28 protein-coding genes, 1 tRNA gene and 1 pseudogene are annotated in these 25,132 nt (G+C 65.1%); 19 read left to right on the top strand and 11 right to left on the bottom strand.

The window, feature by feature from the left end:
• Positions 1 to 38: 38 nt before the first annotated feature.
• Complete coding sequence (locus FHX47_RS03480; protein WP_183357464.1) at positions 39 to 371, bottom strand: VOC family protein; 333 nt, start codon at positions 369 to 371, stop codon at positions 39 to 41.
• Positions 372 to 515: 144 nt separating this feature from the next.
• Between FHX47_RS03480 and FHX47_RS03475 the strand changes: the two genes are divergently transcribed.
• On the top strand, positions 516 to 998 hold the full coding sequence (locus tag FHX47_RS03475) for an SRPBCC family protein (protein ID WP_183357463.1): 483 nt from the start codon (positions 516 to 518) through the stop codon (positions 996 to 998).
• On the opposite strand, the gene FHX47_RS03470 is transcribed toward FHX47_RS03475, so the two are convergent.
• Together FHX47_RS03470 and FHX47_RS03465 are read right to left on the bottom strand one after the other, a co-directional pair.
• Positions 995 to 4,363, bottom strand: a complete 3,369-nt coding sequence (locus FHX47_RS03470; protein ID WP_183357462.1) for a DNA polymerase III subunit alpha — start codon at positions 4,361 to 4,363, stop codon at positions 995 to 997. The two genes, FHX47_RS03475 and FHX47_RS03470, sit on opposite strands and share 4 nt — an antisense overlap.
• Before the next feature lie 10 nt (positions 4,364 to 4,373).
• Complete coding sequence (locus FHX47_RS03465; RefSeq protein WP_183357461.1) at positions 4,374 to 4,676, bottom strand: DUF6504 family protein; 303 nt, start codon at positions 4,674 to 4,676, stop codon at positions 4,374 to 4,376.
• A 255-nt stretch (positions 4,677 to 4,931) separates the two neighbouring features.
• Here FHX47_RS03465 and FHX47_RS03460 point away from each other — a divergent pair, with 255 nt between their 5' ends.
• From FHX47_RS03460 to FHX47_RS03445, 4 genes are all read left to right on the top strand, one after another.
• Entirely contained in the window at positions 4,932 to 6,503 is a 1,572-nt protein-coding gene (locus FHX47_RS03460) for an arylsulfotransferase family protein (RefSeq protein WP_183357460.1), read from the top strand.
• Positions 6,504 to 6,511: 8 nt separating this feature from the next.
• Entirely contained in the window at positions 6,512 to 7,324 is an 813-nt protein-coding gene (locus tag FHX47_RS03455) for an alpha/beta fold hydrolase (protein ID WP_183357459.1), read from the top strand.
• Positions 7,325 to 7,374: 50 nt separating this feature from the next.
• Complete coding sequence (locus FHX47_RS03450) at positions 7,375 to 8,139, top strand: SOS response-associated peptidase (RefSeq protein ID WP_183357458.1); 765 nt, start codon at positions 7,375 to 7,377, stop codon at positions 8,137 to 8,139.
• A gap of 95 nt (positions 8,140 to 8,234) precedes the next feature.
• Entirely contained in the window at positions 8,235 to 9,311 is a 1,077-nt protein-coding gene (locus FHX47_RS03445; RefSeq protein WP_183357457.1) for an alkene reductase, read from the top strand.
• A 27-nt stretch (positions 9,312 to 9,338) separates the two neighbouring features.
• Here FHX47_RS03445 and FHX47_RS11050 read toward each other — a convergent pair whose 3' ends face one another.
• The 3 genes from FHX47_RS11050 to FHX47_RS03430 are packed head-to-tail and all read right to left on the bottom strand — an operon-like array spanning position 9,339 to position 11,292.
• Positions 9,339 to 10,331, bottom strand: a complete 993-nt coding sequence (locus tag FHX47_RS11050; protein WP_183357456.1) for a M48 family metalloprotease — start codon at positions 10,329 to 10,331, stop codon at positions 9,339 to 9,341.
• A complete protein-coding gene (locus FHX47_RS03435) occupies positions 10,328 to 10,729 on the bottom strand; it encodes a BlaI/MecI/CopY family transcriptional regulator (RefSeq protein ID WP_183357455.1) in 402 nt (133 codons plus the stop codon). Before FHX47_RS03435 ends, FHX47_RS11050 begins: the two co-directional genes overlap by 4 nt.
• On the bottom strand, positions 10,726 to 11,292 hold the full coding sequence (locus FHX47_RS03430; RefSeq protein ID WP_183357454.1) for a hypothetical protein: 567 nt from the start codon (positions 11,290 to 11,292) through the stop codon (positions 10,726 to 10,728). The genes FHX47_RS03435 and FHX47_RS03430 overlap by 4 nt, the downstream gene beginning before the upstream one ends.
• 113 nt (positions 11,293 to 11,405) lie before the next feature.
• Here FHX47_RS03430 and FHX47_RS03425 point away from each other — a divergent pair, with 113 nt between their 5' ends.
• Genes FHX47_RS03425 through FHX47_RS03415 form a run of 3 tightly spaced genes read left to right on the top strand, consistent with a single transcriptional unit; the run spans position 11,406 to position 14,317 of the window.
• Entirely contained in the window at positions 11,406 to 12,176 is a 771-nt protein-coding gene (locus tag FHX47_RS03425) for a DsbA family protein (RefSeq protein ID WP_183357453.1), read from the top strand.
• A 6-nt stretch (positions 12,177 to 12,182) separates the two neighbouring features.
• A complete protein-coding gene (locus FHX47_RS03420; RefSeq protein ID WP_183357452.1) occupies positions 12,183 to 13,070 on the top strand; it encodes a cytochrome c biogenesis CcdA family protein in 888 nt (295 codons plus the stop codon).
• The gene (locus FHX47_RS03415; protein ID WP_183357451.1) at positions 13,067 to 14,317 is read left to right on the top strand and encodes a hypothetical protein; all 1,251 of its coding nucleotides are present in this window, start codon (positions 13,067 to 13,069) and stop codon (positions 14,315 to 14,317) included. Before FHX47_RS03420 ends, FHX47_RS03415 begins: the two co-directional genes overlap by 4 nt.
• Here FHX47_RS03415 and FHX47_RS03410 read toward each other — a convergent pair.
• The gene (locus tag FHX47_RS03410) at positions 14,304 to 14,615 is read right to left on the bottom strand and encodes a TM2 domain-containing protein (protein WP_183357450.1); all 312 of its coding nucleotides are present in this window, start codon (positions 14,613 to 14,615) and stop codon (positions 14,304 to 14,306) included. The two genes, FHX47_RS03415 and FHX47_RS03410, sit on opposite strands and share 14 nt — an antisense overlap.
• Positions 14,616 to 14,732: 117 nt before the next feature.
• Between FHX47_RS03410 and FHX47_RS03405 the strand changes: the two genes are divergently transcribed.
• The 5 genes from FHX47_RS03405 to FHX47_RS03385 all read left to right on the top strand — a co-directional run bounded on the left by FHX47_RS03405 (position 14,733) and on the right by FHX47_RS03385 (position 17,591).
• On the top strand, positions 14,733 to 15,104 hold the full coding sequence (locus FHX47_RS03405) for an iron chaperone (RefSeq protein ID WP_183357449.1): 372 nt from the start codon (positions 14,733 to 14,735) through the stop codon (positions 15,102 to 15,104).
• A 64-nt stretch (positions 15,105 to 15,168) separates the two neighbouring features.
• On the top strand, positions 15,169 to 15,861 hold the full coding sequence (locus FHX47_RS03400; protein WP_183357448.1) for a winged helix-turn-helix transcriptional regulator: 693 nt from the start codon (positions 15,169 to 15,171) through the stop codon (positions 15,859 to 15,861).
• A complete protein-coding gene (locus FHX47_RS03395; RefSeq protein ID WP_183357447.1) occupies positions 15,858 to 16,478 on the top strand; it encodes a dihydrofolate reductase family protein in 621 nt (206 codons plus the stop codon). The genes FHX47_RS03400 and FHX47_RS03395 overlap by 4 nt, the downstream gene beginning before the upstream one ends.
• Positions 16,475 to 17,119 carry a dihydrofolate reductase family protein gene (locus FHX47_RS03390; RefSeq protein WP_183357446.1) on the top strand — a complete coding sequence of 215 codons (645 nt, stop codon included), beginning with the start codon at positions 16,475 to 16,477 and terminating at the stop codon, positions 17,117 to 17,119. Before FHX47_RS03395 ends, FHX47_RS03390 begins: the two co-directional genes overlap by 4 nt.
• A 118-nt stretch (positions 17,120 to 17,237) precedes the next feature.
• Entirely contained in the window at positions 17,238 to 17,591 is a 354-nt protein-coding gene (locus FHX47_RS03385; RefSeq protein WP_246327906.1) for a DUF1801 domain-containing protein, read from the top strand.
• A 54-nt stretch (positions 17,592 to 17,645) separates the two neighbouring features.
• On the opposite strand, the gene FHX47_RS03380 is transcribed toward FHX47_RS03385, so the two are convergent.
• Positions 17,646 to 17,721, bottom strand: a tRNA-His gene (locus FHX47_RS03380).
• A gap of 125 nt (positions 17,722 to 17,846) precedes the next feature.
• Between FHX47_RS03380 and FHX47_RS03375 the strand changes: the two genes are divergently transcribed.
• The 5 genes from FHX47_RS03375 to FHX47_RS10935 all read left to right on the top strand — a co-directional run bounded on the left by FHX47_RS03375 (position 17,847) and on the right by FHX47_RS10935 (position 23,429).
• Positions 17,847 to 18,503 (top strand): DsbA family oxidoreductase, encoded by a 657-nt coding sequence (locus FHX47_RS03375; RefSeq protein ID WP_183357444.1) that lies wholly within the window; start codon positions 17,847 to 17,849, stop codon positions 18,501 to 18,503.
• On the top strand, positions 18,500 to 19,600 hold the full coding sequence (locus FHX47_RS03370) for a flavin-containing monooxygenase (RefSeq protein WP_183357443.1): 1,101 nt from the start codon (positions 18,500 to 18,502) through the stop codon (positions 19,598 to 19,600). Before FHX47_RS03375 ends, FHX47_RS03370 begins: the two co-directional genes overlap by 4 nt.
• Positions 19,601 to 19,833: 233 nt before the next feature.
• Entirely contained in the window at positions 19,834 to 20,826 is a 993-nt protein-coding gene (locus FHX47_RS03365) for an arsenic resistance protein (RefSeq protein ID WP_183357442.1), read from the top strand.
• A 183-nt stretch (positions 20,827 to 21,009) separates the two neighbouring features.
• The gene (locus tag FHX47_RS03360) at positions 21,010 to 22,773 is read left to right on the top strand and encodes an ABC-F family ATP-binding cassette domain-containing protein (protein WP_183357441.1); all 1,764 of its coding nucleotides are present in this window, start codon (positions 21,010 to 21,012) and stop codon (positions 22,771 to 22,773) included.
• The gene (locus tag FHX47_RS10935; RefSeq protein ID WP_183357440.1) at positions 22,770 to 23,429 is read left to right on the top strand and encodes a CatB-related O-acetyltransferase; all 660 of its coding nucleotides are present in this window, start codon (positions 22,770 to 22,772) and stop codon (positions 23,427 to 23,429) included. Before FHX47_RS03360 ends, FHX47_RS10935 begins: the two co-directional genes overlap by 4 nt.
• A 2-nt stretch (positions 23,430 to 23,431) precedes the next feature.
• Here FHX47_RS10935 and FHX47_RS03350 read toward each other — a convergent pair whose 3' ends face one another.
• Together FHX47_RS03350 and FHX47_RS03345 are read right to left on the bottom strand one after the other, a co-directional pair.
• Positions 23,432 to 23,761: a type II toxin-antitoxin system RelE/ParE family toxin gene (locus FHX47_RS03350; RefSeq protein ID WP_183357439.1), complete on the bottom strand. Its 330-nt coding sequence runs from the start codon at positions 23,759 to 23,761 to the stop codon at positions 23,432 to 23,434.
• Positions 23,758 to 23,994, bottom strand: coding sequence for an addiction module protein (locus tag FHX47_RS03345; protein WP_183357438.1), 237 nt, complete (start codon positions 23,992 to 23,994; stop codon positions 23,758 to 23,760). Before FHX47_RS03345 ends, FHX47_RS03350 begins: the two co-directional genes overlap by 4 nt.
• A gap of 66 nt (positions 23,995 to 24,060) precedes the next feature.
• Between FHX47_RS03345 and FHX47_RS03340 the strand changes: the two are divergent.
• A pseudogene (locus FHX47_RS03340) lies at positions 24,061 to 24,408 on the top strand (transposase); the annotation flags it as partial.
• A 120-nt stretch (positions 24,409 to 24,528) separates the two neighbouring features.
• Here the strand turns inward: FHX47_RS03340 and orn are convergent.
• Positions 24,529 to 25,125, bottom strand: coding sequence for an oligoribonuclease (orn, locus tag FHX47_RS03335; protein ID WP_425484886.1), 597 nt, complete (start codon positions 25,123 to 25,125; stop codon positions 24,529 to 24,531).
• Positions 25,126 to 25,132 lie beyond the last annotated feature (7 nt).

Raw genomic sequence — 25,132 nt, 5'->3', positions numbered from 1 at the left:
GTCAACTGCGGGAGGATTCGAATCCTTCCCGCAGGCGCTCAGGAGCCGAAGAGGACCAGGTGGTTGCGATCCGGGTCGTTGAGTTGCAGGATGCGTGCTCCGCCGCCGGCTTCGGGCCCTCCATGATGGATGCCGACTTCGGTCAGCCGGTCCGCGGCGGCGTCCAGGTCGGTTTCACCGAGGACCATCGAGGAGTATCCGGCACGGGCGGGATCCCTCCATACCTGCAGGCCAAAGGCATCGCTGAGATGCCATTCGATCAGTCCGGCCATTGGTCGGGTATCCGGACCTCGGCCGAATAGGTGGGTGTACCACTGCTGGGCCTGATCCAGGTCGGAGACTGCGCAGTTGGCGAGCAGATGATGGATCATGGTGGAGCCTCATAACTGATTGCAGTGTGCAATTGGTGACATGAGTCAAGCATATGTGCTTGTGCAGTGCAAGCAGTTTGTGTGAAGCTGGAAACCTTCCTGAACCGTGGGCTGCGGCTCAGCCGATCCAGAGAGGAACACGCTATGAGTGCTGAGAGTTCAGCGGCGCATGAGTCGAAGCTGGTAGTGCGTCGTCATGTGCAGGCGTCGCCGCAGGAGGTCTTCGCCCTGCTGAGTGACCCTTCCCGCCACGACCAGACGGAGCCCGGCGACTGGGTGGGCGAAGCCATCCACCCTGAACCGATCACCGGCGTCGGTCAGGTCTTCGGCATGCGGATGTTCCATGTCAACGCCGGAGGGCACTACCGCATGGACAATAGGGTGACGGCCTTCGATCCAGATACCAGGATCGCGTGGGCGCCGGGCCAGTACGACGACGACGCACACCTGAGCACCGGCGGCTGGGTGTGGCAGTACGACCTCGCCGCTGGGCACGGCGGCACCGAGGTCACCCTGACCTATGACTGGAGCGCGGTGCCCGAATCGCTGCGCTCGGAGCTGGGACTGCCGCCCTTCGGCCCAGAATTCCTCGAGGAGTCCCTCGAAGCACTGGATCGGGCGCTCTAAACGCGCTGCTGCGCCCACTCCCGCCAGGCGACTTTCAGATCCCATGCCTCCTCGGCGTGGACGGAGACCCCGCGCTCTCCGGCGCGGCGGGTGCGGCCACGAATGATCATCAGCTGAGTGCCGAACAGCAGCGGACCGGCCTGCTGCTGGGCCTCTTCGAAGAATGCGGTATCCGCGCAGCCGGTGCCGTCATCGAGGCTGATGAACACCGTGCGCTTTCCTGAACGCATCGGTGGGGTCTGGGTGGCTACCCGGATCCCGGCGATGAGGACTTCAGAGTTGCTTCTGATGCGCAGCAGGTCTGCAGCGGCGGTGACCCCCAGCTGATCCAGCAGGGGCCGGTAGGCCTCGATGACATGTTCCTCAACCTCCGCCGAGAGGCTCTCAAGCTCTGAAGCGACCTGCTCTGCGGCTGTGGGGTCGGGGATCGAGGCGTCCATGAGCTGACGGTCGTTGAAGAGCCGGGGCTGGGCAGGGTCCTGATGCTGTGCCGACTTCCGGGGGGCGGCGGTCAGCTGCCGGATGTAGCTGATGATGCTTCCGCGTCCGGCCGGGCCCCGGCTCTCCTGGGCAAGGTCGTCGAAGGCCCCCAGGGTGGCCAGGCGCACCATCAGCGGCCGGGACGGCTTGGCGCGGTGATAGAAGTCGGTGATGGAGGCATAGGGCTGGCCGGCGAGGATGCGGGACAGTTCTGCTGCGCTGATGCCTCTGACATCGCGCAGCGAGAGCCGGATGCCCTTCTCTTCGGTCGAGATCTGTTCCACCCGGTACTGATCAGCGGAGGCATTGACGTCGATGGGCAGCAGCGGGATCTGCATGCGGCGGGCCTCCGACATCATCAGTCGGCGCGGATACATCCCGGGGTCGTGTTCGAAGATCCCGGCCATGAACTCCACCGGGTAGTGGGTCTTCAACCACGCGCTCTGGTAGGTGGGCAGGGCGAAGGCGGCCCCGTGGGCCTTGCAAAAGCCGAAGCTGCCGAAGCCGCGCAGGGTCTCCCAGATCCGGTCAATATCAGCGTCACTGAAGATCCGCCGCTCTGCTTGGTCTGTGCGTTGGGCCGTCTGTGCGCGGAAGGCAGGCTCGATCGTCTCGACGTCGTGCTCCATGGACCGGCGCAGCTCATCGGCTGTGGCCAGCGAGACGCCCATGGTCTCGTGCAGGATGCGCAGCACATGCTCGTGATAGATCACCACCCCGTAGGAGTCCTGCAGGAAGTCGGCGAACCGCGGGTGCAGGTAGTCGATGCGCTCATAGCCGTGTTTGCGGTCAATATAGGGGGTGACCATATTGCCCTTCATGGGCCCGGGCCGGAACAGCGAGATGTCAGCGATCAGGTCCTCGTACTTATCCGGCTGCAGCTTGCCCAGCAGCTCGCGCTGACCGGGGGATTCGATCTGGAAGCAGCCCAGAGTGTGGGTGGTGCGGATCATGGCGAAGGTGGCCTCGTCGTCGTGCGGTATGGAATCTAAGTCGATCCTGCCCGCCGCAGAGATATAGGGGGCGTCCACCGGCAAGCCGCCCTCGACGGCGGCGCTGGGGCCGTTGCTCCGCTTAATCTCGTGGACGGCGTGAGCCATGGCCGACTGCATCCTGACTCCGAGCACATCGAGCTTGAGCAGGCCCATGTCGTCGATGTCGTCCTTGTCGAACTGCGACATCGGCAGCCCGATGCCCGAAGGCTGGGTCGGGGTGACCGAGAGCAGGTCGCTGCTGCCCAGGATGACCCCGCAGGGGTGCATCGAGATGTGCCGGGGCAGCCGGTCCAGCCGTTCGGTGAGGTCGACCAGCATATCCAGCTGCGGCTCGCTCTCCACCTGCGCGGCGATGTCCCGCAGCTCCGGCTTGGTGGCCAGCACCTCACGGAACTGCCCGGCGTCGAAGCGCCAGATGCTCTCCGCGACCCGGTCGACCTGCTCTTCGCTCAGGCCCAGGGCCTGGCCGGCGTCGCGGGCTGCCCCGCGGGCCCGGTAGGCGTTCTGCATCGACAGCAGAGTGACCCGGTGGTGGCCGTAGTGGTCAAAGATCGCTTCATAGACCCGGTGCCGCTGGGCAGATTCGATGTCCACATCAATATCCGGCAGCGTGCTGCGGGCGTGCCCTAAGAACCGTTCGAAGAGCAGGTCATGCTCCAAAGGGTCCACATTGGAGATCCGCAGCAGGTAGTTCACCAGGCTGCCGGCGCCGGAGCCGCGGGCCTGAACACGCACGTCCATACTGCGGATGAGATCGACGGTCTCGGCGACCGCCAGAAAATAGGTCTCGAAGCCGAAGTGGCCGATGGTCTCCAACTCGTTGGCCAGCTGATCTTCGATGCGTCTCAGCTGAGGGCCGTCAGCACGCGGATAGCGCTCAGAAAGCGCAGTCTGGCAGCGCCGGCGCAACACAGCGGACGGGTCCTCCTCCACGCCGATCGCCTCCAGCTCAGGTACTTTGGGCCAACGCCACCCCACATCGGAGTCCGGGTCCAGCCGGCAGCGCTCAGCCAGCTGCTCGGTGCGGCTGAGCAGGTCCACCGCAGCATCACTGCCCAGCCCGGCATACTCGGTGATGGTGCGGGCCAGCTGCTGCATCTGCTCCGGCGGCTTCAACCAGGCTTGGGCATTGGGCTGAGGCTGAAAATCGCCCAGTGGCAGCAGGTGGGCCGCCGAATCGAGCACATCACCGGTGACCGCATCGTCCGGCTCCAAATATCGCACGGCGTTGGTCAGCACCGCAGGGACCTCGGCGGCATGAGCCAGCTGCAGCATGGCTGCGGCGTGCTTCAGGCTCCCCGCACTGCCGGGCTTGGTGTGGTGGCAGACGATCTCCACCGCCACACCGCCGGCAAGACGCTGCCTCCACCCGGTGAGCAGCCGCTGGGCTGCGGCGTCGTCGTCGGCCAGCACTGCCCGGCCCACATCTGAGCCGGGTCCCAGCAGCACTGTTCCGGTGGTGCCGGATTCGCCGGTGAGGAAGAGTCCCGGTCGTTTGGGGTCCACCCATGCGGTGCGGTTCGCGGAGCCGTGGGGCGTGCGCTTGGTGCCGCGGCGCGCCGATGAGTGGGACGAGGAGATCAGCCGGACCAGCGAGGCCCAACCAGCACCGGCGTTGTGACCATGGGCCAGCACTGTGACCTCTGAAACGGCGACCTCCGACGCGGGGCCGGCATCCTTGACCTGCAGGTTGACCCCCACGATGGGGGAGAGGCCCGCTTCCCGGCAGGAACGGATATGGCGCACCGCACCATAGATCCCGTCCCGATCAGTGATCGCAGCCGCTTGGGCCCCAGATGCCTGGGCAGCGGCCACCAGTGCTTCGGGGCGTGCAGTGCCGTAGTGCGCGGAGAAGGCACTGGCGACATTCAGGTGAGTGAAACGGTCCATAGGACTCCAGCTAGTCGTAGACCGCAGTGATCGGCCATTGGTCCCCGCTGCTGACGGCCAGGTCGAAGATCAGCAGCTCAGCGTTGTCCAGGGCCTTGGCGGTGACCTGCCACATGGGCCGCTCCACCACCTGAGCCGCCTGCCCGGCAGCCACGCGCACCGGAGACTCCCACCACGAGGTCCGGTCCATCCACGCGATGGGTTTGGCGACCACCACGAAGCGCCGCCCACACCACACCAGGCGCTCTGGTGCACCGGCAGGGGTGGTCCACACAGTGGCTGCCGCGGGGTGGGCCGATGGGTCGACACTCATAGCCGCATGCCTAGCCATCGACGAACACTCACATAATCGAACATACTTTCGAGTGTAAGTCGGAACCCGGACACCGCCAAGTGGCAGAACCCTCACCGGCAGCTCTGCGCTGGCTGCAGCGTCAGGGTCTGTTCTCAGCGGCACCGGCGGATTCAGTGCCGACGTGGAGCTTTTCCCCTTGCCAGCTCAAGATTAGCCGTGTAAGTGTTTCATATGCGAGATGGCGAAAAACTGCCCAAGCGAGGCGCCCCCCGAATGCTTGCCGGCACACTGACCGGCATGCTGATCCTCACCGTGGCCGCCTGCAGCCCCGATGAGGAGGACTCTCAAGAAGTTCCGCACCACAGCTTTGTCAGCCGCCCAGACCTGAAACCGGCCCAAGTGGAGATCACCCAGGGCGAGGGCTGGACCTCGGAGTACCAGGACGCGGACGAGTACATTTTCTGGACCCCGAACTACGGTTCGGACACCCCCTCCTCCGGGGCGAAGATCTTCGATCTTGAGGGGGAGCCGGTCTGGGTGGCCCCAGATGATCCGGACGATTCGCAGGACAACTACTTCGACCTGCGGATCCAGCAGTACCGCGGTGAACCTGTGCTGACCTACTACCAGGGCCCCAGCGAGGGGGGCCGGGGCTACGGCGACATCTTCATCCTCGACGAGTCCTACCAACAGATCGCTCAGGTCACCACGACAGGAGACTTAGAGCCGGGCAATGCCGACTTCCACGACACCACCATCACCGAGGACGACACGATGCTCATCGGCGCCTACGTGCCTGCCCAGGCTGATCTCAGCGAGGTGGGCGGTCCCGAGGACGGGTGGGTCGATGAGGCGGTGATCCAGGAGATCGACATCGCCAGCGGCGAGATGCTCTTCGAATGGAGCTCACTGGACCACGTCCCCGTCTCCCACGCGAAGAACGACTTCGACGACGAGCAGGAGGAGCTGGACGATGAAGCAGAGGAGGATGAGGAACCTGCGCAGCTCGGCACCGAGGAGGAGCCCTTCGACTACTTCCACATCAACTCGATGACCGAAGACCACGACGGCTCCATCCTGGTCTCGGCTCGGCACACCCACGCGGTCTACAAGCTGGACCGTCAGACCGGTGAGCTGGACTGGACCTTGGGTGGCTCCGGCAGCGACTTCGACATGGACGACGACGCCGTCTTCGCCTGGCAGCATGATGCCCAGCGAGCCCCCGACGGTACGCTGACGCTGCTGGACAACCACGCCAACGGAAGCGCCAGCGACGAAACCTCACGAGGACTGCGCCTGAGCGTGGATGAGGAGGCGATGACCGCCTCGCTGGTCACCGAATACGCTCCGCCGGATGACCGTTCCGCCGGCAGCATGGCCAACGCCAACCCGCTGCCCGACGGCAATATGCTCATCGGCTGGGGAGCAGAGCCCCACTATTCGGAATACACCAAGGACGGCGAGCTGATCTACGACGTCTGCCACGGCGCTGGCTGCTACGGGGACAACTACCACGGCGGCGGCGGCAGCTACCGGGCGTATAAGGCCCCCTGGGAGGGTCAGCCAGAGACCGACCCGGATGTGGTGATCACCGATGAGGACGACGAGGGACGCCTCGCCCACGTCTCGTGGAACGGAGCCACGCAGGTCGCCCAATGGCGCCTGCTGAGCGGCGAGGACGAGTCCAGTGCCGCTGCGCACACCACCGTGGAGCGGGACTCCTTCGAAACTGCGATTCCCCTCCCTGAGGATGCGCAGTACACCGCCGTTGAGGCCCTGGATGAGAACGGAGAGGTGCTCGGCGTCGGCGAACCTGAGGATCCCGAAGAGAACAGCTCGAACTAGGAGAGTCCATGAGCGAGAATTCAACGAATCTGCACGTCAACGACACCGGCGGCACCGGCCGAGCCGTGGTGCTGATCCACGGCTGGCCGCTCTCCAGCGAATCCTGGTCAGCCCAGATCGGACCGCTTCAGGACTCCGGTTACCGGGTGATCACCTACGATCGGCGCGGATTCGGCAGGTCGCAGAAGCCCGCCGCCGGATACGACTACAACACCTTCGCCGATGACCTGCACGACGTCCTGGAATCCCTGCAGCTGCAGCAGGTCACCCTGGTGGGCTTCTCCATGGGCGGAGGCGAGGTGGCCCGCTACGCTCACCGGCACGGAACAGCCCGGCTGCACTCAGTGGTGTTCGCAGCCGCAGTTCCTCCCTATCTGATGCGGTCCAGCCAGAACCCCGATGGGCCATTGGATGAAGAAACCTTCCTCCAGATGCGCGGGTCCCTCGAACAGGACCGGGAGGCCTTCTTTGAGGACTTCACCACCGGCTTCTTCTCCGTGGGCGATGAGCTCACCGTCACGGAGCAGCAGCGGCAGGAGGCCCTAGATATGGCCAAGCAGTCGGATCAGGCCGCGGCCCTGGCGTCCATGGACGCGTGGGCTCAGACCGATTTCCGTGATGACCTGCGCGCCATTGATGTGCCTACCTTGGTGATCCACGGTGACAGCGACGCCACAGTGCCGCTGGAGGGTTCGGGTCAGCGTACCCACCAGGCTGTGAGTGACTCCGAGCTGAAGGTGGTCCAGGGCGCTCCCCACGGGCTCAACGTCAGCCATGCCGAGGTCTTCAACGAGGCGTTGCTGAGCTTTCTCCAGCGCTGAGACGTCGGCGGGACCCCTGCTCGCTGCTCGTCTGCGGTAGCCTCAGCAGTATGTGCGGACGCTACGTCATCGCCCGAGCCACCGGTGATCTGGTCCCCCTGCTCGAGGCCGAGCCGGGACTGACCTACCGGGAGCGCATCTCCTGGAACGTGGCGATCACCAGTGAGGTGCCGATCCTGCTGGAGCGGGTCGACGACGACGCCGAGATCCACCGGGAGCTGCACACTGCCCGGTGGGGGCTGCTTCCGGTCTGGGCGAAGGACCGGACCTTCTCCAACCGGGCCTTCAACGCCAGAAGCGAGACCGTCACCCAGAAGCCGACGTTCCGCTCCGCAGTGCGTGCCCGGCGCTGCGCAGTGCTCGCCGACGCCTACTACGAATGGACCGGACCCAAGGGCGCTAAGCAGCCCTATGCCGTCCGGCCCGCAGATCACGGGCTCATCACCTTCGCCGGACTCTATGAGTGGTGGAAGGACCCGGAGACTGCCCAGTGGGTGCTCTCCTGCACCATCCTGACTGGCCCGTCCCCAGAGACCGGCCAGGGCGACACCCTCGATGAGCTGGCCCAGCTGCACGACCGCATCCCGCTGGCGATGAGTCCGGAGACCGCGCAGCACTGGTTGAGCTCCGGCCGACTCAGCGCGGATGAGGCAGAGGCCCTGGTCGAACGGATCCGGGCCGAGTCGTTCGGCGTCGTCGCGGACTGGGAGGTCTACCCAGTGGACAGGGCAGTGGGCAGTGTCCGCAGCGAGGGCCCGCAGCTGATGGAGCCGATCACCCCACCAGGAACATCCGGCAGTCTGCCTCAGTTGTGACGGGGTGTGCGAGAACGCCCATCGTGCAATGCCGCACGGGGCTCACCGCCGTCGTCGTTTGAATTGTTTCTTATTGCTGAAAGAGGAGCGCTTGCATGTCTGTGCTGATGGACCCGCTGACCCTGGGCTCGGTGAGCCTCCCGAATCGGATCATCATGGCACCATTGACCCGAGCCCGGGCCGGGGATGCGCGGGTTCCCACTGACCTGATGGTCCAGTACTACACCCAGCGGGCCGGCGCTGGGCTGATCATCAGCGAGGCCACCTCCGTCAGCCCCCAGGGGGTTGGCTATCACGGCACCCCGGGCATCTGGAACCAGGAGCAGGTCGCCGGGTGGCAGAAGGTCACCGAGGCTGTCCATGCTGCCGGCGGGCGGATCTTTCTGCAGCTGTGGCACGTAGGGCGGATCTCCGATCCGGAGCTGCTCGGCGGCGAACTGCCGGTCGCTCCCAGCGCGATCGCCGCTGCCGGGCGGGTGAAGCGGCTGCGCCCCCGCCGCCCCTACCCTCAGCCGCGCGCGTTGGAGGCTGAGGAGATCCCCGGCGTCATTGAGGACTTCCGGCGTGGGGCACAGAACGCCGAACGTGCCGGCTTCGACGGGGTGGAGATCCATGCGGCCAACGGGTACCTGATCGATCAGTTCCTGCAGGACAGCACCAACGTGCGAACAGACGACTATGGCGGATCAGTGGAGAACCGGGCTCGCTTTCTGCTGGAGCTCACTGACGCGGTCACCGAGGTATGGGGCCCAGACCGCGTCGGCGTCCACCTGCGGCCGCGCGGGGAGGAGCACGACATGGGCGACTCCGATCCCGGCTCGGTATTCGGATACGCGGCCCAAGAGCTGGGGCGGCGCGGCGTCGCCTTCCTGTTCGTCCGGGAGGTCGAGGCTGATGACAGCCTCATCGGTCAGATCCGCCGCAGCTTCGGCGGACCGGTGATCGCCAACGACGAGATGACCAGCGACGACGCACAACGGCTGATCGAAGCCGGTGCAGCTGATGCGGTGGCCTTCGGCCGCGACTACATCGCCACACCGGACCTGGTCGAGCGGATCGCGCTGGGGGCGCAGCTGAACACCCCGAACCCGTCCACCTTCTATCCGGACTCCGGCGAAGACCTCTCAGTGGGCTACACCGACTACCCGGCTCTGGTGCAGCAGCCGGCGTAGGGGAGCCTGCCGCCAGGGGTGATGGCCTCAGGTGTGGAAACAGCCGGTGAGCACCGCGTGTGCGTAGGGCAGGTGCACTGCCGCGCTGGCAGCCAGCAGCGCCAGGCCCGCGGTGACCACAGCAACGGTTGAGACGGTTGCGCCGGTGCTGTGGTGCGGTGCCACCAGCTGACGGATCCGGTCGGTGCCGGCGGCGTGCAGCGCTAGCGGCTCGGGCCGTGCTGCCGCTGGCTGTTTGGGAATCTCACCGATCTTCAGCAGGGCGCTGGCCAACACTGCAGTGCCTGCATGGCCGCGTGCTGTGTTATCCGCGGCGACCTCCAGGTAGTGCGGAACAGCAGCAGAGACTGTGCGGACCAGCGGCACGGCTCGCAGCGGCCGGCTGATGCTCTCCAGCAGAGTCAGGATGAGGTGATGGCGCTGGCGCAGGTGGGCCTGCTCATGGGTGAGCACCGCGGAAAGCTCATCGGGGGTCAGGGTGTCAATGAGCCGGCGGGAGACCACGATCGCCCGGCAGCGGCGGGGCAGGGCATAGGCTACCGGGTCCGGGTCCTCGACCACCATGACCCGGACCCCCTGAACCGTCTCAGCTGCGGCTGCCCCCGCCAGGCGCTGGCAGAGGGTGCGCATCAATGATCGCCGGCGGCCGTAGGAGCGCAGTGCCGAGATCAGCAGCACCGCCACCAGGACCACCGGCGCGCCCAGCAGGGGAATCGCCGGGATCAGGGTCTCCACCCCGGCGCCGGACCCCAGCGGGCTGGCCGCGTCCAAACATCGTTGGCAGACTTCACCGGCTCTGCCGGGCAGTACGGTGCTGGAGCTGGAGGTGACCCAGGCCAGCATCGGGCCGACGGCGGCGATCCCCAGCAGCCACAGCGCCAGCACAGCAGACAGCACTGCGACGGCGACCCGTGGGGTGCGCATCAGCTTCGGAGCCGCCCAACGGATGATGGGCGCCCCGTAGACCCCGACCAGCGCAAGGCAGGCAATGAACACCGCTGCGGCCACAGTGAGGCTCACGATGCTTCCTGCTCCTCGGTCGGGGACTGGTCGAGGTAGTGACGCAGCATGCTCAGTTCGTCGTCGGGCATGTCTTTGACGAAGTGCAGGATCGACGCGGCACGGTCGCTGCTGGATTCCAGGGCATGGCGCATCATCTGGGCAGTATGCGCTTCCCGACTCACTTCGGGAACATAGGAGACGGCGCGGCCCTGGTGCTGGGAGCGCACGAGGCCCTTGCGCTGCAGGTTCTGCATCACCGTAGCAATTGTCGTGTAGGCCGGCCGCTGCTCAAGGGTGTCCATCACGTCGCGAACGCTGCACGGGCCCTGCTGCCACAGCAGCTCCATCACCTGGGCCTCCAGTGCGCCCAGCTGCGGTGCCCGAGAGCCGGCGTCCTGAGGCGTCTCAGCGGTCATGCGCCCACCCTTTCCGCGGCTGCTGGCGAGGACTGCGCCGGTGCCGCACACAGGACCTGACCCTTCAGCCGGATGACTAGGGCGAGTGCGCAGAAGATCACGGCCGCACCGGCGAGGTAGGGCTGAACCGGAGTGAACCAGGTGATCGCCCCCGAGTAGCCCAGGGCCAGCAGGGCGATCTTATTGCAGACCGGGCAGCCCACCGCGAACCAAGCCAGCACGGTTCCGGCCAACCCGAACCTGCTGCTGCGCCGCTGACTGGACTCATCGCTGTCCGCCGGCGCAGCAGGGGCAGCACGGTGGGCACGCACATAGGTGGCGATGAGCATGCCGGTCAGCGCAGCGGTGAGGATCCAGATCGGATAGTTCCACCACACCGGCTCAATATCACGAGCGAAGACCGGATTGGGGATCAGCACCGTGGCGACGCCGATGACCAGGGCCACCGCCGCGGCACTGATGACGGCGGCGCCGATCTGGCGTGGGGTCCACATGCGCAGTCCCTGCCATGCCAGGTGGAGCAGAGTGCGCAGCTGATCGGTGCCTCGGATTCGCGGTGCCATGATGTCCTCTACTATGCCGGATCGTGACGAACTTGCATAGTTACTATGCCACATAGTTACTATATGGGATAGTAATCAAAGCTTCTGACCGCTTCTGTGAAGGAACCCACTCCATGTCCGATAAACCTGCCCTGACTGGACGCAGCTGGCTGATTCCGGTGCTGGTGCTCGCTGCGGCCGCCGTCGTCATCGCCGTGCTGCTGTGGCCCGACGACGATGCGCAGCAGAGCCGCGCAGGCCAGGGCCCCGATCAGCAGAGCCAGAGCGCCGAAGAGGACGTTCCGGCCGATGTGGTCAACCCCGATGAGTACGAAGATCCGGACCAGACCGACTTCAGCTACGTGGAGGCCCGCGATGAGCAGGACCCGCTGGCTGCCGGCGACGTGGATGCTCCGGTGGGTCTGGTGGTCTTCTCCGACTACCAGTGCCCGTTCTGCGCGAGCTGGAGCCACGAGACGCTGCCGGCGATGATGGACTACGTCGAAGCCGGGGACCTGCGGATCGAATGGCGTGACCTCAACGTCTTCGGCCCTGCCTCGGAGGCAGCCTCGCAGGCGGCCTACGCCGCTGGACTGCAGGGTGAGTTCTGGCAGTACCACGATGAGCTCTTCGTCGAGGGCGAGACCCGCTCCGAATCAGCCCTCAGCGACGAGGCGCTGACCGAACTGGCCGGCGAGCTGGGATTGGACGTGGAACAGTTCAGCCAGGACATGCACTCTGATCAGGTCATTGAGGAGATCGAAGCGAACCAACAGATGGGCTTCGACCTGGGCGCCCATTCCACCCCGGTCTTCGTCCTGGACGGGGAGCCGGTGGTCGGGGCCCAGCCCACCGAGGTGTTTACCGACGCCGTCGACGAGGCTCTGGAAGCCTCCCAGGAGTAGACACCCATGGATATCAGCCTGCTGGCGGCCTTCCTCGGCGGAATACTGGCCCTGCTCAGCCCCTGCGGAGCCCTGCTGCTTCCCGCATTCTTCGCCTCAACCCTGGGCAGCCGGATGCGACTGTTGCTGCACGGGGGCATCTTCTACCTCGGACTGACCATCACCCTGGTCCCCCTGGGACTGGGCCTGGGCGCCCTGGGCTCGCTGGTGACCTCCTACTGGAACGTGCTGGTGATCGGCACCGCAGTGCTGCTGATCGTGCTGGGAGCGGCCCAAGCACTGGGCTTCGGCTTCGATGTGGCCAAATACCTGCCCGGGGCTGATCGGCTGCAGCAGCAGGCCCACAGCCGCACCGGGGCAGTCCGGACCCTGCTGCTGGGAGCAGCCAGCGGCGTGGCCGGCTTCTGCGCCGGTCCCATCCTGGGGGCCATTCTCACCCTCGCCATGGCCCAAGGAGGGTCCTTGGAAGCCGGACTGATGCTGGCGGTCTACGGGCTGGGCATGGTGGTGCCGCTGACCCTGCTGGCCGCTGTTTGGACCAGGCTCAGCCCGCGGACCATCAGCGTGATCCGCGGACGCGGATTCCGGTTCCTGGGACGGCAGCTGCACACCACCTCTGTGATCACCGGGCTGCTGATCATCGCTATCGGGGTGCTCTTCTGGGTCACCAACGGCCTGGTCGACGCACCCTCGTTGGTGCCGGCCGGCGTCCAGCGCTGGCTGCAGTCGAGCGCCGGCGTCCTCTCCTCCCCAGTATGGGACGCGGTGCTGGTCGCCGTCGTCGCTGCGGTGATCATCAGTCTCTGGGCACTTCGCCGCAGACGGTCGCGCCCGGTGTCAGCAGACCAGAACCGCTCGGCAGACCCAAGCCGACCAGTCAGGCAGTCACGATGAGCCGAGTCGACCGGCCCGCCCCTCGTGGTGGCGCAGCAGCCGTGCTCCTGGCGGCCGGACTGCTTCTCGCCGCCTGCGGTGGGCCGGAAAACAGCACTGGGCAGGCGAACAACACGCAGCAGGCAAACACTGGGGCCGAGGAGGTGCCCGAGTATGAGCCCTCCCCGGTCACCGTCGAGGAGCAGGCGCCGGAAGCCCAGGTCGGCGAGCTGCGGCTGCCGTATCAGTTGGATGACCGCCCGCTGCTGGACCCCACCTGGGACACAGCCCCCAAGAGTGCTGACGGGGTCTTCCTCGCCCCCGGCGACACCGGAGGCCTCCTGACCTTCACCGCCGCCGATGCCGAGGGGAACATTCTCTGGCAGGCAGAGCGGCCCCGGGCATGCTCCGGGTTCACCATCACCCACGACGGCGAACGCCCCCTGGCGGTGCTGACTGACATCGACCCAGAAGAGGGAACCTTCGGCAGCCCCACCGCCACGGCCTATGACCTGCGCACCGGGGATCAGGTGTGGGGCCCGGTCCAGGTGCCCGGCCCGCACCAAGGCCCAGGCGCGGTCTTCGCGGCACCACCGCAGGAGCAGCTGGGCGAGGTTGGCCCGCGCATGGTGCTCGACCCCGCCACCGGAGACATCCTCGCCGATGAGAGCACGGATGGCTCAGCACATGTCGTCGGCGAGTACCGCGGAACTGTCCTGCTGGCAGATGACACCCATCTGCACGCCTACCGCCACGGTGCTGAGACGGCTGACTGGAGCCTGCCGCTGCAGGAGTACGGCTGGGAGGCCGAGGCGCTGCACAGCTGGGACACCGCTGGCCCAGGTGGCGGTGCGGCCGCACTGGTCGGCGGGGAGTCGGAGGAGCGGGTCCTCATTGATCTTGAAACCGGGGATCCCATCGCCGAAGACGTGCGCGACGCCGCATTTGAGGTCACCTCAGGAACCTGGATCGCCCTCGGTGATGAACTCACCGGATACGACGACGCCGGTGAGCGGCTCTTCAGCAACTCAGAAGCGCAGAGCCTGCAGCTGGAGGGCACCGGCGGAGTGCTGGTCTACCTCCGCACAGCGCAGGGCCAGCTGCAGGCCCACAACGCGGTCAGCGGCGACATCGCTGAAGCCTACGACCCCGATGGTGAAGGGTCCCTGGCTGTTCCGTTCCACATCACCGACACCGGCGGCGGAATTGTGCGCAGCCAGGGGAGTCTGCTGCTGGTGCCGGTTGATGCGGCAGCTACTGCCAGTTGATGGTTTTGAGACCGTAGGTGCCCTTGACGATGATGAGGATGAAATCAATGAGCTGCCAGACGCCGAAGGTGGCCCAGCTCAGCAGCAGCTTGGCGATCCCCACACCCGCGTGGCCGAGGTAGAACCGGTCGATGCCCAGCGTGCCGAGAAAGAACGACAGCAGGATCGCCGCGGCATGGCTCTTCGGCGGCCCAAAGCCTCCCGGGTAGGGCAGATAGCCCTGCTGGTACGGGTTCCCCTGGTAGTAGTAGGGGTGATCGTGTGGACGATACGGCTCCTCGCCGAACGGCTGCGACATGGACTGCTCCTTCAGAGTGCGTGATTCCTCCCGGGCGAAGGCCGTGCTCGCTGCCTCCTAGTCTGCCCGCTGCCTCTCAGTCTGCCTGATTCCTCGGCAGGCTGCGAGAATTCACTCATGACCACACCGAGCACTGTCGAACAGTACTGCGGACAATTCTCCGCAGACGCTGCCGATCTTCTGGCCGAACTGTGCAGTCTGAGCAGAAGCGCGGCCCCTGCAGCCACCGAAGCGATCAAATGGGGCCACCCGGCTTTCCTCCACCCGCAGGGCACCATTCTGTTCGTCTTCAGCGGGCATAAGAAGCACGCCAACTTCGTCTTCACCCCCAGCACCCGCGAGGCTTTCGCCGACGAGCTGGTCGGGTTCACCACCGGCAAGGGCAGCGTCCAGCTGCCGTATGGGAAACCGGTGCCGACCGAGCTGCTGCAACGCATGATCAGGTATCGGATCCGGGAGTTCGAAGACGACGGGGTGAACTGGATGTAGCTGGATGGAGGCACTGCCACCACAATGCTTGCTATTAACAAGTAAATAGTTCAGAATTACAAGTATGCGGAGCTATTCGGATGCTTGTGGGATCACTCGGGCCCTCGATGTGGTCGGGGAACGCTGGGCGATGCCCGTGGTGCGCGAACTGATCTTCGGGCCGCGTCGCTATTCAGACCTTGCCGCCGCCCTGCCGAATGTGAGCACCAACATCTTGGGTGCCAGGCTCAAAGAACTTACTGCGGCTGGGGTGACAATCAAGCGGCGCATGGCCGCACCGGCTGCGGCGACTGTCTACGAACTGACTCCCTGGGGTGCCGCGCTGGAACCCGCCCTGATCGCCCTGGGACGCTGGGCCGCACACACGCCGACTGACCTGGAGCATCAGTCCTTCAGTGCGTCGTCGTTTGCTTTGTCGTTGAAGACGACCTTCGACCCGGACGCGGCGGCACAAGTGAACCTTGCGCTGCGCTTGGTGATGGGAAGCGATGTCTTTGACGCACAGATCACCGACGCAGACTTCACCATCCGGCGGGCTGACATGACCGACGTGAACGAATTCGCTGACCTCGGCAGTGGCGCAGTCACGCGTGTGGAGGCGGAGCCGAAGACGATGGCCGCGCTGGTGTATCAGCGTCTGGACCCGTTCGAAGACTTCCACAGCGGTGAGGTGCGCATCGGCGGGCCGTCGGAATCATGGCAGACCTTCACCCGATGCTTCACACTGCCCGAGCCCCCGATGAAAGGAAGCCCATGAGCACCGTTGTCGCAGATATCTCCATGTCCTTGGACGGTTATGTCACCGGCCCAGAGCCCGATTCCGAAAGCGGCCTGGGCCGCGGGGGTGAGGCGATTCAGCAGTGGGTCTTCCAGTCGCACTCCTCGCCGCAGGACCAGCAGTTCCTCAAAACATCAGCAGAGGCCACCGGCGCCATCATCATGGGGCGCAGAACCTTTGACTTCATTGATGGACCCAACGGTTGGGACGATCAGGTCAGCTACGGCTACGACCAGCAGACCCCGTCCCGCCCTGCGGTCTTTGTGGTGACCCACCACCCGCCGCAGCAGAGCCGGTTGGCTGACGGGTTCGCGTTCATCACCGACGGAATGGAAGCAGCAGTATCCGCGGCGCGCCAAGCTGCCGGGGTGCGCGAGGCCGTCATCATGGGCGGGGCCGAGGTGATTGGCCAGGCGCTCGCCGGGGGACTGGTCGACCAGCTTCGCATCCACCTTTCGCCGGTTCTGATGGGGTCGGGTACGCGCCTGTTCGATCTGGTGGGAGAACGACTGCTGACCCAAGCCGACGTCGTCGTCACCCCCCACGCTACGCACCTCACCTACCTGGTGGGGCCGGATGAAAGGCAGCAGCCATGAAACTCAGCGTCAACCTGTTTATGACCCTCGACGGTGTCTCCCAGGCGCCGGGCAGTCCGGAGGAGGACACCCGCGGCGAATTTAGCTTCGGAGGGTGGCTGATGCCGCTGTTTGATGAGGGCTGCGGCCGTGCAGTCGACGGCTGGTTCTCCCACACCTCGGCACTGCTTCTGGGTCGCCGAACCTATGACACGTTTGCCAGCCACTGGCCCCAGGTGACCGACCCTGATGACCGTGTCGCCGATCAGATCAACAGCGGCCCCAAGCATGTGGTCACGTCCTCGCCAACCGGTGACGTCTGGTCGAGCACCACTACTGTGCTCGACGGGGATATTCTTGCACGCATTCGGGACCTGAAGGCACTGCCCGGGGATGAGCTGCAGGTTCATGGCAGCATTCGGCTCGCGCGTGCCCTGCACCAGGCAGGGATGGTCGATCTCTATCGGTTCCTGCTGGCACCAGTCGTCGTCGGTGCAGGCGCGGGCATATTCGGTGCGGAGGGACCCGCACTGACGATGACCACCTCGGCCAGCACCGTCACAGACAGTGGTGTGGTCGCCCTGGAACTGACCCCTGGTGAGTTCGGCACAGCCAGCGCAGCAGTGGAGGATGGCACCGACACGATCGAACATCCCGCATAACGTGGCCGCACCGCGGGGCCGGGGCACACGTCGCCGCGATTGACCTGTTAAATTGGTGCTGGCACTACCTGTGCCCTCGCGCAGTCGATGATGAAGTGCTCGTCTGACCATGTCCATCATGAAGGCTGACAAGACCGCCAAAGATCTGCAGGCGGTCGAGGACAAGATCGCCGCAATGCCGGAACCGTACGCGAGGATCGGTGCGCGGCTGCACGAGACGATCCTCAGTGCCGGGCCGAAGCTCAAGCCACGACTCTGGTGCGGCATGCCTGGCTATGCCACCGGACGCAGTGCGCCAGTGCTGGTGTTCTTCCGCCTCGACGACGGGGTGATGTCGCTGGGCCTTTCCGAGAAGGCGCGGATCGAACGCGAACCCGACAGCACGTTGTACCCCAGTGCCTGGTTCCTCGATGAGATCGATGACGCCACTGCCGCGAAGGTGGCAAACCTGGTGGGCACAGCGTTCCGCTGAGTCATCCTCGCACAAAGCTGAAGGGCCCCGGTCAGCTGACCGGGGCCCTTCACATGGGGTGAGCGACGGGGCTTGAACCCGCGACCCTCGCGACCACAACGCGATGCTCTACCAGCTGAGCTACGCCCACCATATGCGTGCTGTGCGGGCACTGTCCCGCTCAAAGCACCAATACAGCATACACCCTGGCCAGAGGTAAAGCACATTCGTCAGCGCCTGTGGAATGCGCCGACCCGGTCGGCGGTTGAAGCAGATATGAGTCCGATTCGCATTGATATTTGGAGTGACTTCGTCTGCCCGTTCTGCTACATGGGTGAAGCTCTGCTGCAGCAGGCCCTGCAGGACTACGACGACGCCGACCAGGTCACCATCCGCTACCACAGCTACCAGCTGATGCCCGAGCTGCCGACCGACACCGCCATGAACTCCACTGAGATGCTGGTCCAGCACAAGGGCATGGCACGGGAGCAGGCCGAAGCCGCCAACGCCCAGGTCACCGGGCGCGCCGCCAGCCTCGGACTGGACTACCGGTTGGAGCAGTCCATCGCCGCCAACACCCGCACTGCCCACCGACTGACCCACTACGCCGCCGAGCACGGCACGCAGCGCACCCTGGTCCGCAGGCTCTTCGCCGCCCACTTCACCGAAGGACTCAACCTCGGCGACGCTGATACGTTGGCCGACCTCGCCGCCGAGGCTGGGCTCAACCGCGAAGCCGCATACGGCGTCGTCGTCGGTGATGACTACGCCGCCGCAGTTGATGCCGACATCGCCCAGGCCAAGCAGATCGGGGCCAGCGGTGTACCGTTCTTCGTGTTCAACCAGCGCCTGGCGCTCTCCGGGGCCCAACCGGTGGAGGCGTTCAAGGACGCCCTGCGGCAGGCTGCTGAAGAGCCGGCAGAGCGTCTATGACCCAGCCTCGGTTCGCCTCGGTCCTTGTGATCGGTGCAGGCCAGGCCGGGCTCTCGGCCGGCTATCACCTGCAACGCACCGGCTATCGCCACGCCACGGGCCAGTACGACGTCGGCGCAGAGACCTTCGCGGTCTTCGACGTCAACCCTGCCCCTGGTGGCGCCTGGCAGCACCGCTGGGAGTCGCTGACAATGGCCACCGTCAACGGGATCTTCGACCTGCCGGGGATGACCAAACCCGACCAGGACCCCCAGACCCCTGCGCGGACGGCGGTGCCGCAATACTTTGCGCAGTTCGAAGCGACTATGCAGCTGCCCATCCTGCGGCCGGTGCAGGTGACCGAGGTGCGTCCAGCCGATGAGGATCCCGACGGCGACCTGCTGGTCACCACCGACGACGGCCAGTGGCGCACCCGGGCGATCATCAACGCCACCGGCACCTGGAACAACCCGCTACTGCCGGACTACCCGGGCAGTCAGACCTTCACCGGGACCCAGATGCACACCCGCGACTATGTGACGCATCGCGACTTCACCGGCCAGCGGGTAGCCGTCGTCGGCGGGGGAATCTCTGCGCTGCAGCATCTGGAGGAGATCTCCCGGGTGGCGACCACACTCTGGTACACCCGGCGGGAACCGGTCTTCGGGAAATTTGGCAGCAGCGGTGAAATCGATGGCCGGCGCGTGATCGAAGAAGTCACCGCCGCCGCCGAGGCCGGCAAGCCCACGTCCAGCGTGGTCTCCTACACCGGCCTGATCTGGAACCGCGAGGCCCAAGCAGCCCACGAGCGCGGTGCGTTGAACCACCGGCCGATGTTCACCGGCATCGAGCCCTACGGAGTGCGCGAGGCTGATGGCAGCTTCACCTCAGTGGACACCATCCTGTGGGCCACAGGCTTCCGCCCGGCCCTGAAACACCTGGATCCGCTGGGGCTGCAGAACTCCGAAGGCGGCATCCAGGTGTCCGGCACCGAAGTGGTCGCCGACCCGCGCGTGCACCTGATTGGGTTCGGGCCCTCGCAGTCGACTGTGGGCGCCAACCGGGCCGGCCGTGATGCGGTGCGTCGGCTCAGCCGAGCGCTCAGCCCAGTGGGGTAGGGCAGCAGACCGTCTGCGGCCCGATCGAGAGTCACTGTGGCCCCGCTGACCGAGGCTGACAGTGGTCCCGTAGAAACCCAAGGTTCGGCTTCCGGTCAGACTCAAGACCGTGTCACAGGATTGTCAGTAAGCTGGGCGAGGACGCGGTATTCGCCGACGCGGTACCGGAGGACTCGAACGTTGAGCCGATGAGCGAAACGTCGGGTGGTTCTGGTGCGCAGGGAGGACTCTGAATGTCGTGGGTTGAACGGCTTCAAAGTATCTTCGTGGCTGCAGCGGCGTTGGCCGGTCTAGGCATCGGCTTGATCAGTCCGCTGGGCGAGGTGGGTCAGTATGTAGTGATCCCAGCGCTGCTGGTGATGCTCACTGCCGTGTTCATGCAGATGGACGCCTCCCATGTCGGTGAGGTCCGCCGGGCTAGGGGCCTGGTAATGGTCAGCCTGATATTGAACTATGCCTTTACCCCTGCCCTGGCCTGGGCACTGGGATCCGGGCTGCTCGGTGACCAGCCGGACCTGCGCATCGGACTGCTGTTGCTGCTGGTGACACCATGTACCGACTGGTACCTGATCTTCACCGCCATGGCTCGTGGTCACACCGGAATCGCCGCCGCGCTGATGCCGGTCAATCTGCTGCTGCAACTGGTTCTGCTGCCGATCTATGTGCTGCTGCTCAGCGGTGAGGCGGCCATGGTTGATGCCGGCACTCTTGCCGAAGCGGTCCTGCTGATGCTGCTGACCCCACTGGTGGCGGCATTGGGACTGCGCTGGGCAGCGGTTCGTCTCAAGGGACCACGGTGGCGTGAGCAGCAGCTCAACCAGTGGGCGTCTCGGCTGGTGATCCCGTTGTTGTGCCTGGCGGTGCTGGCCATGTTCGCCTGGCAGGCCCCGGTAGTTGCTGAGAACGGACTAGAGATTCTGCTGCTGGTGCCGCCCCTGGCGATCTTCTTCATGGTCCTACCTGTGGTCTCTACTGCCGTCGCCTGGCTGCTGCGGCTTCCCGGCCCCCAGCGGGTGACCCTGACGATGGCAACTACGGCCCGAAACTCGCCCATTGCCTTGGGCATTGCGGTGGCGGCCTTTCCCGACCGGCCGCTGATCGCAGTGGCGCTGGTGGTGGGTCCGCTGATTGAGCTGCCGGTCCTGGCTGTCCTCAGCCAGATCATCCGATACCGTGGCCGACACCACACCACTGGCGGTGAGTCGACGCCGAGCAGCGCCCAGTGAGTTCAAGGGCCAATCGTCGATCGCAGCGATCACTGAGCTGCCTCATCGACGTCCCCGTATAGTCTGGTTCCGTTCCAGGGGAATCTTGAGTATGGTATTGGTGTGATCTCTTGAGTCGATTGCCGTGTCCTGCGTCTGAGGCTAGCGCCCCGCAGGACCCCGCCCTGGTCCTCGAGGTCATATATGTCGCACTCTGCTTTGCCGTCGCACCTTCGTGTCGATGGTGTCTCATTCAGCTATCCCGACCGACGGGTTCTTACCGACGTCTCTCTGACCGTCTCCGCCGGGGAACGGGTCGGCCTGATCGGCGAGAACGGATCTGGAAAGTCCACCCTGCTGAGGATCGCCGCCGACCTGCTCACCCCCGACGCTGGGACGGTGACCGCCCCCAGGACTCGTCGCGGAGCATCTGCGGTAGGCCTGCTGCACCAACAGCCCCCGTTCGACCCAGAAGGGAGACTCCACCATGTCATCGAGACCGCTGTCGCCCCAGCCCGCGCCGCCGCCCAAGCAGTAGCTTCGTCTGCCGAGAAACTGGGTACCACCCCGGAGAGCACGTCGGCGCAAGCAGGATATGCCGCCGCACTGGCCGAAGCTGAACGCCTCGATGCTTGGGAGACCGATTCCAAGATTGCCTCGATGCTCGCTGGGCTCGGTCTCGCCAATCTGAGCCACAGCACACCCGTTGGTGACCTGTCAGGAGGTCAACGAGCACGAGTCTCACTCGCCTGGCTGCTTCTTCACGGTCCCGACGTCCTTCTGCTCGACGAACCAACAAACCATCTCGACGACGCCGCGACAGCCCAGCTGCACCGGACGCTGCTGGGGTGGAACGGACCAGTACTGATAGCCAGTCATGACAGGGCCTTCCTGGACGAAACTGTCACCTCACTGGTCGACCTTGACCCAACGCCGACGCCTGAGACTGTCGTCTCCAGCGATGACCACGATGACACCGGATCAGGGCTAGGAATCACACGGTTCACCGGCGCCTACACCGACTATCTCGCCGAACGGGCAGGCGCTCGCCAGCGCTGGCAGCGTCAGTATCGCGAGGAACAGGCCCAGTTGCGGCGACTGCAAGCCGCAGTCGGTGAGAGCCACACTGTGGGCCATGCGCAGTGGCGGCCGCGCACAGAGGTCCGTGCTGCCGCGAAATACTTCGCCGACCGCAATGCTAGGGCGGTCTCTCGCAGGGTCAATGATGCAAAAGCCCGGCTGGAGACCCTTCAGCGCGACCAGCTCAGCAAGCCACCAGGAGAGCTTCGGTTCGCCGGGATTCCCGCGAGGCCGGACCGGGCGCCGACGCAGCAGCCGCCTGGCCCGGTTCTTCAAGCAGACAGCGCTTCGAGGACCGGTCGTCTGGCACCGGTCACCCTCACTGTGGGTCAGGGTGATAAGTGGCTGATCACAGGACCCAACGGCTCGGGCAAATCTACTCTGCTCCAGCTTCTCGCCGGCCTTCTCGAACCCAGCGCCGGGCAGATCCAGAGGAAGGAGAACCTGCGGTTCGGACTCCTTACCCAGAACACCGATCTGCCTGACCCGTACGAGAAAGGCCCGGGTCGTACTGCCCAGGACTGCTACATCGACGCCGTCGGTCGGGCCCGCGCTGAAGAGCACCCGCTGCGCGACTTCGGTCTTCTCGCCATCCGTGATGAGAACAGGCCCCTGCGGGCACTGAGTGTGGGACAGCAACGCCGACTCATGGTGGCTATCTTGTTGGCCGACCCGCCCGAGGTGCTGCTCCTCGATGAACCTACTAACCATCTCTCGCTGCTTGTGGCGACCGACTTGGAGGCCGCCATTGAAACCTTTCCCGGCGCCGTGGTGCTCGTATCCCACGACCGGTGGCTGCGCAGACGATGGGCCGGACAGCACCTGAATATCGAAGCGATCAACGACGACCACTCACGGAACCGGACACCAGAGGAAGGACCACTATGAACGTTCCTGACCCGAATAAGCTTCACCCCTCCACTCGCCCTGAACTGCGGAACGTGATCTTTCTGAAGAATCAGATCACCAGTCCGCTCATCGAGGTCGGTGATTACAGCTATTACGACGATGAAGGCACCCGCCCACCTTTCGAGCAGGCGAACGTCCACTACCTCTTCGGACCTCAGCGACTGATCATCGGGAAGTTCACTGCCATAGGCCCCGGGGCGACTTTCATCATGCCGGGAGGGTCACACCCGATGGTTGGGGTCTCAACATTCCCGTTCACGATGTTCGGTGGCGAATGGACTTCTCGCACGCTCGCGACGTTCCAGGGGATAGAGCAGCGCGGCGATACCACTATTGGTCATGATGTCTGGATCGGCCGAGAAGCAGTCATCATGCCTGGAGTCACCATCGGAGATGGGGCAGTTGTGGGAGCCCACGCTGTGGTCTCCAAGGATGTCGGCCCCTACGAGGTTGTCGTTGGCAACCCTGCCCGGGTGATCCGCTCCCGATTCAGCAGTGACGAGATTGAGGCTCTTCTCCGAATCCGATGGTGGGACTGGCCTATCGACACGATCACCGCTCACGCAGCGGAGTTGATGGGAGGACAACCCCAAGACATCGTCGAACTCCGCGACCAGTCATACCAGACTTCATAAACTCATGGGTGTCCTTGGTCGCTCAGTCGGTGGTGCCAATAGCCAGGTTTGCGGCGCTCGTGTGCATAGGCGAGGATCAGGAGCGCATCCGCTTCCACGGTGTAGATGACTCGGTACGGGTATCGACGAATGGCCTTGCTACGGATCACGGTTCCGTCATCAGCGGTGGTGAAAAGCGGGGCGGCGTTGGGCCAGTAGGAGATGTCGTCCCGGGCTTGCTGGGCGCGGTCGATCAGCGCCAGGCCGATTCCTGGTTCCTGGGTTTCGTACCAGCGCACGGCAGCGTCGAACTCCGCGACGGCCTCGGGATGCTCCCGCTGGACCAGGCTCATCCGGTCAGCGAGGCACGCAACCGGGCGTAGTGCTCGTCAGCATCGACCAACTCGACGGCCCCAGCACGGACCTCGGCCAGCCGTCGAGTGGCCTCAGCGCGCCACGCTGCGTCAACCTCGTCTGTATCGGCAGCATCGTGGAGGCTTTCGAGCAGAGCGTTGGCCACGACTGCACGCTCATCGGCATCGAGCGCGAGACCGTCCCGTATCAAACCTGTGGTATCAGGTGCCATGTCTTCCAGTTTACGCCGACCCACCGACAAACACCCGAAGCGTCTTTGTCAAAGTCCGCGTGCTGCTCCTGGCCGGCCTCGACGGTCCAGACCTGTGTGGTCCACCCGATCCGGGCTGCGATGCTCTATATCTCCTACGCCGACCGCAAGACAGTGGCTGCGGCTCTGCGACCGATCTACACCGCCCCCAGCGTCGGGGCCGCTGAGACCGAGCTGCTGAACTTCGCCGAGTCCGCGATGGGCCAGAAGTACCCAGTGTTGGTGGCAGTCTGGGAGAACACCTGGGAACGGTTCGTCCCATTCTTGGCCTTCCCCGAGCCGGTGCGCAAGATCATCTACACCACCAACTCGATCGAGTCGCTGAACTACCAGCTGCGAAAAATCATCAAGAACCGCGGGCATTTCCCCAGCGACTGATCATCGAGACGTTCACTGCCACAGGTCCCGGCCCGGGGCGACTTTCATCATGCCGGGAGTCACCATCGGAGATGGGGCAGTTGTGGGAGCGCAGCAAGGGCGCTGGGGCAGAGCCGTTCAGGCCAGCATGTGGGCCCGGTAGTGGCGCAGCTCGGCGATCGAGTCCTGAATGTCTCCCAGGGCTCGGTGGTTGCCGGTCTTCTCCGGGGCGGAATCTAACACGTCGGGGTACCAGCGCCGGGCCAGTTCCTTCAGTGTGGAGACGTCAATGAGCCGGTAGTGCAGGTGTCTGGTCAGCGCCGGCATGCCCAGCCGCAGAAATGCCTTATCGGCGTGCACCGAGTTGCCGGCCAGCGGAGCCGCCCCAGACTCGGGCACCCAGGCCTTCACATACTCCAGAACCCGCTGCTCGGCGGCCCGCAGGTCCAGCCCGTCATCCAGCTCGGCCAGCAGACCGGAGGAGGTGTGCATCTCACGCACAAACGTCGACATGGCCGCCAGCGCCTGCGGCTCGGGCCTGAGCACGACGTCGACCCCCTCACCGAGCACGTTGAGGTCCGCATCGGTGACCAGAGCCGCCACTTCGATCAGCACATCGGCGTCCGGGTTGAGCCCCGTCATCTCACAGTCGATCCACACCAGGCGCCCGGACCAGTCACCGCCGGGAGTCTGCCGCGGAGCGTCGGACGTCTCAGAGTTCTGCTTATCAGTCACGCAATCA

Source organism: Garicola koreensis, from assembly GCF_014195445.1.
Lineage (GTDB): Bacteria > Actinomycetota > Actinomycetes > Actinomycetales > Micrococcaceae > Nesterenkonia > Nesterenkonia koreensis.
This window is presented reverse-complemented; position numbering and strand designations above follow the sequence as displayed.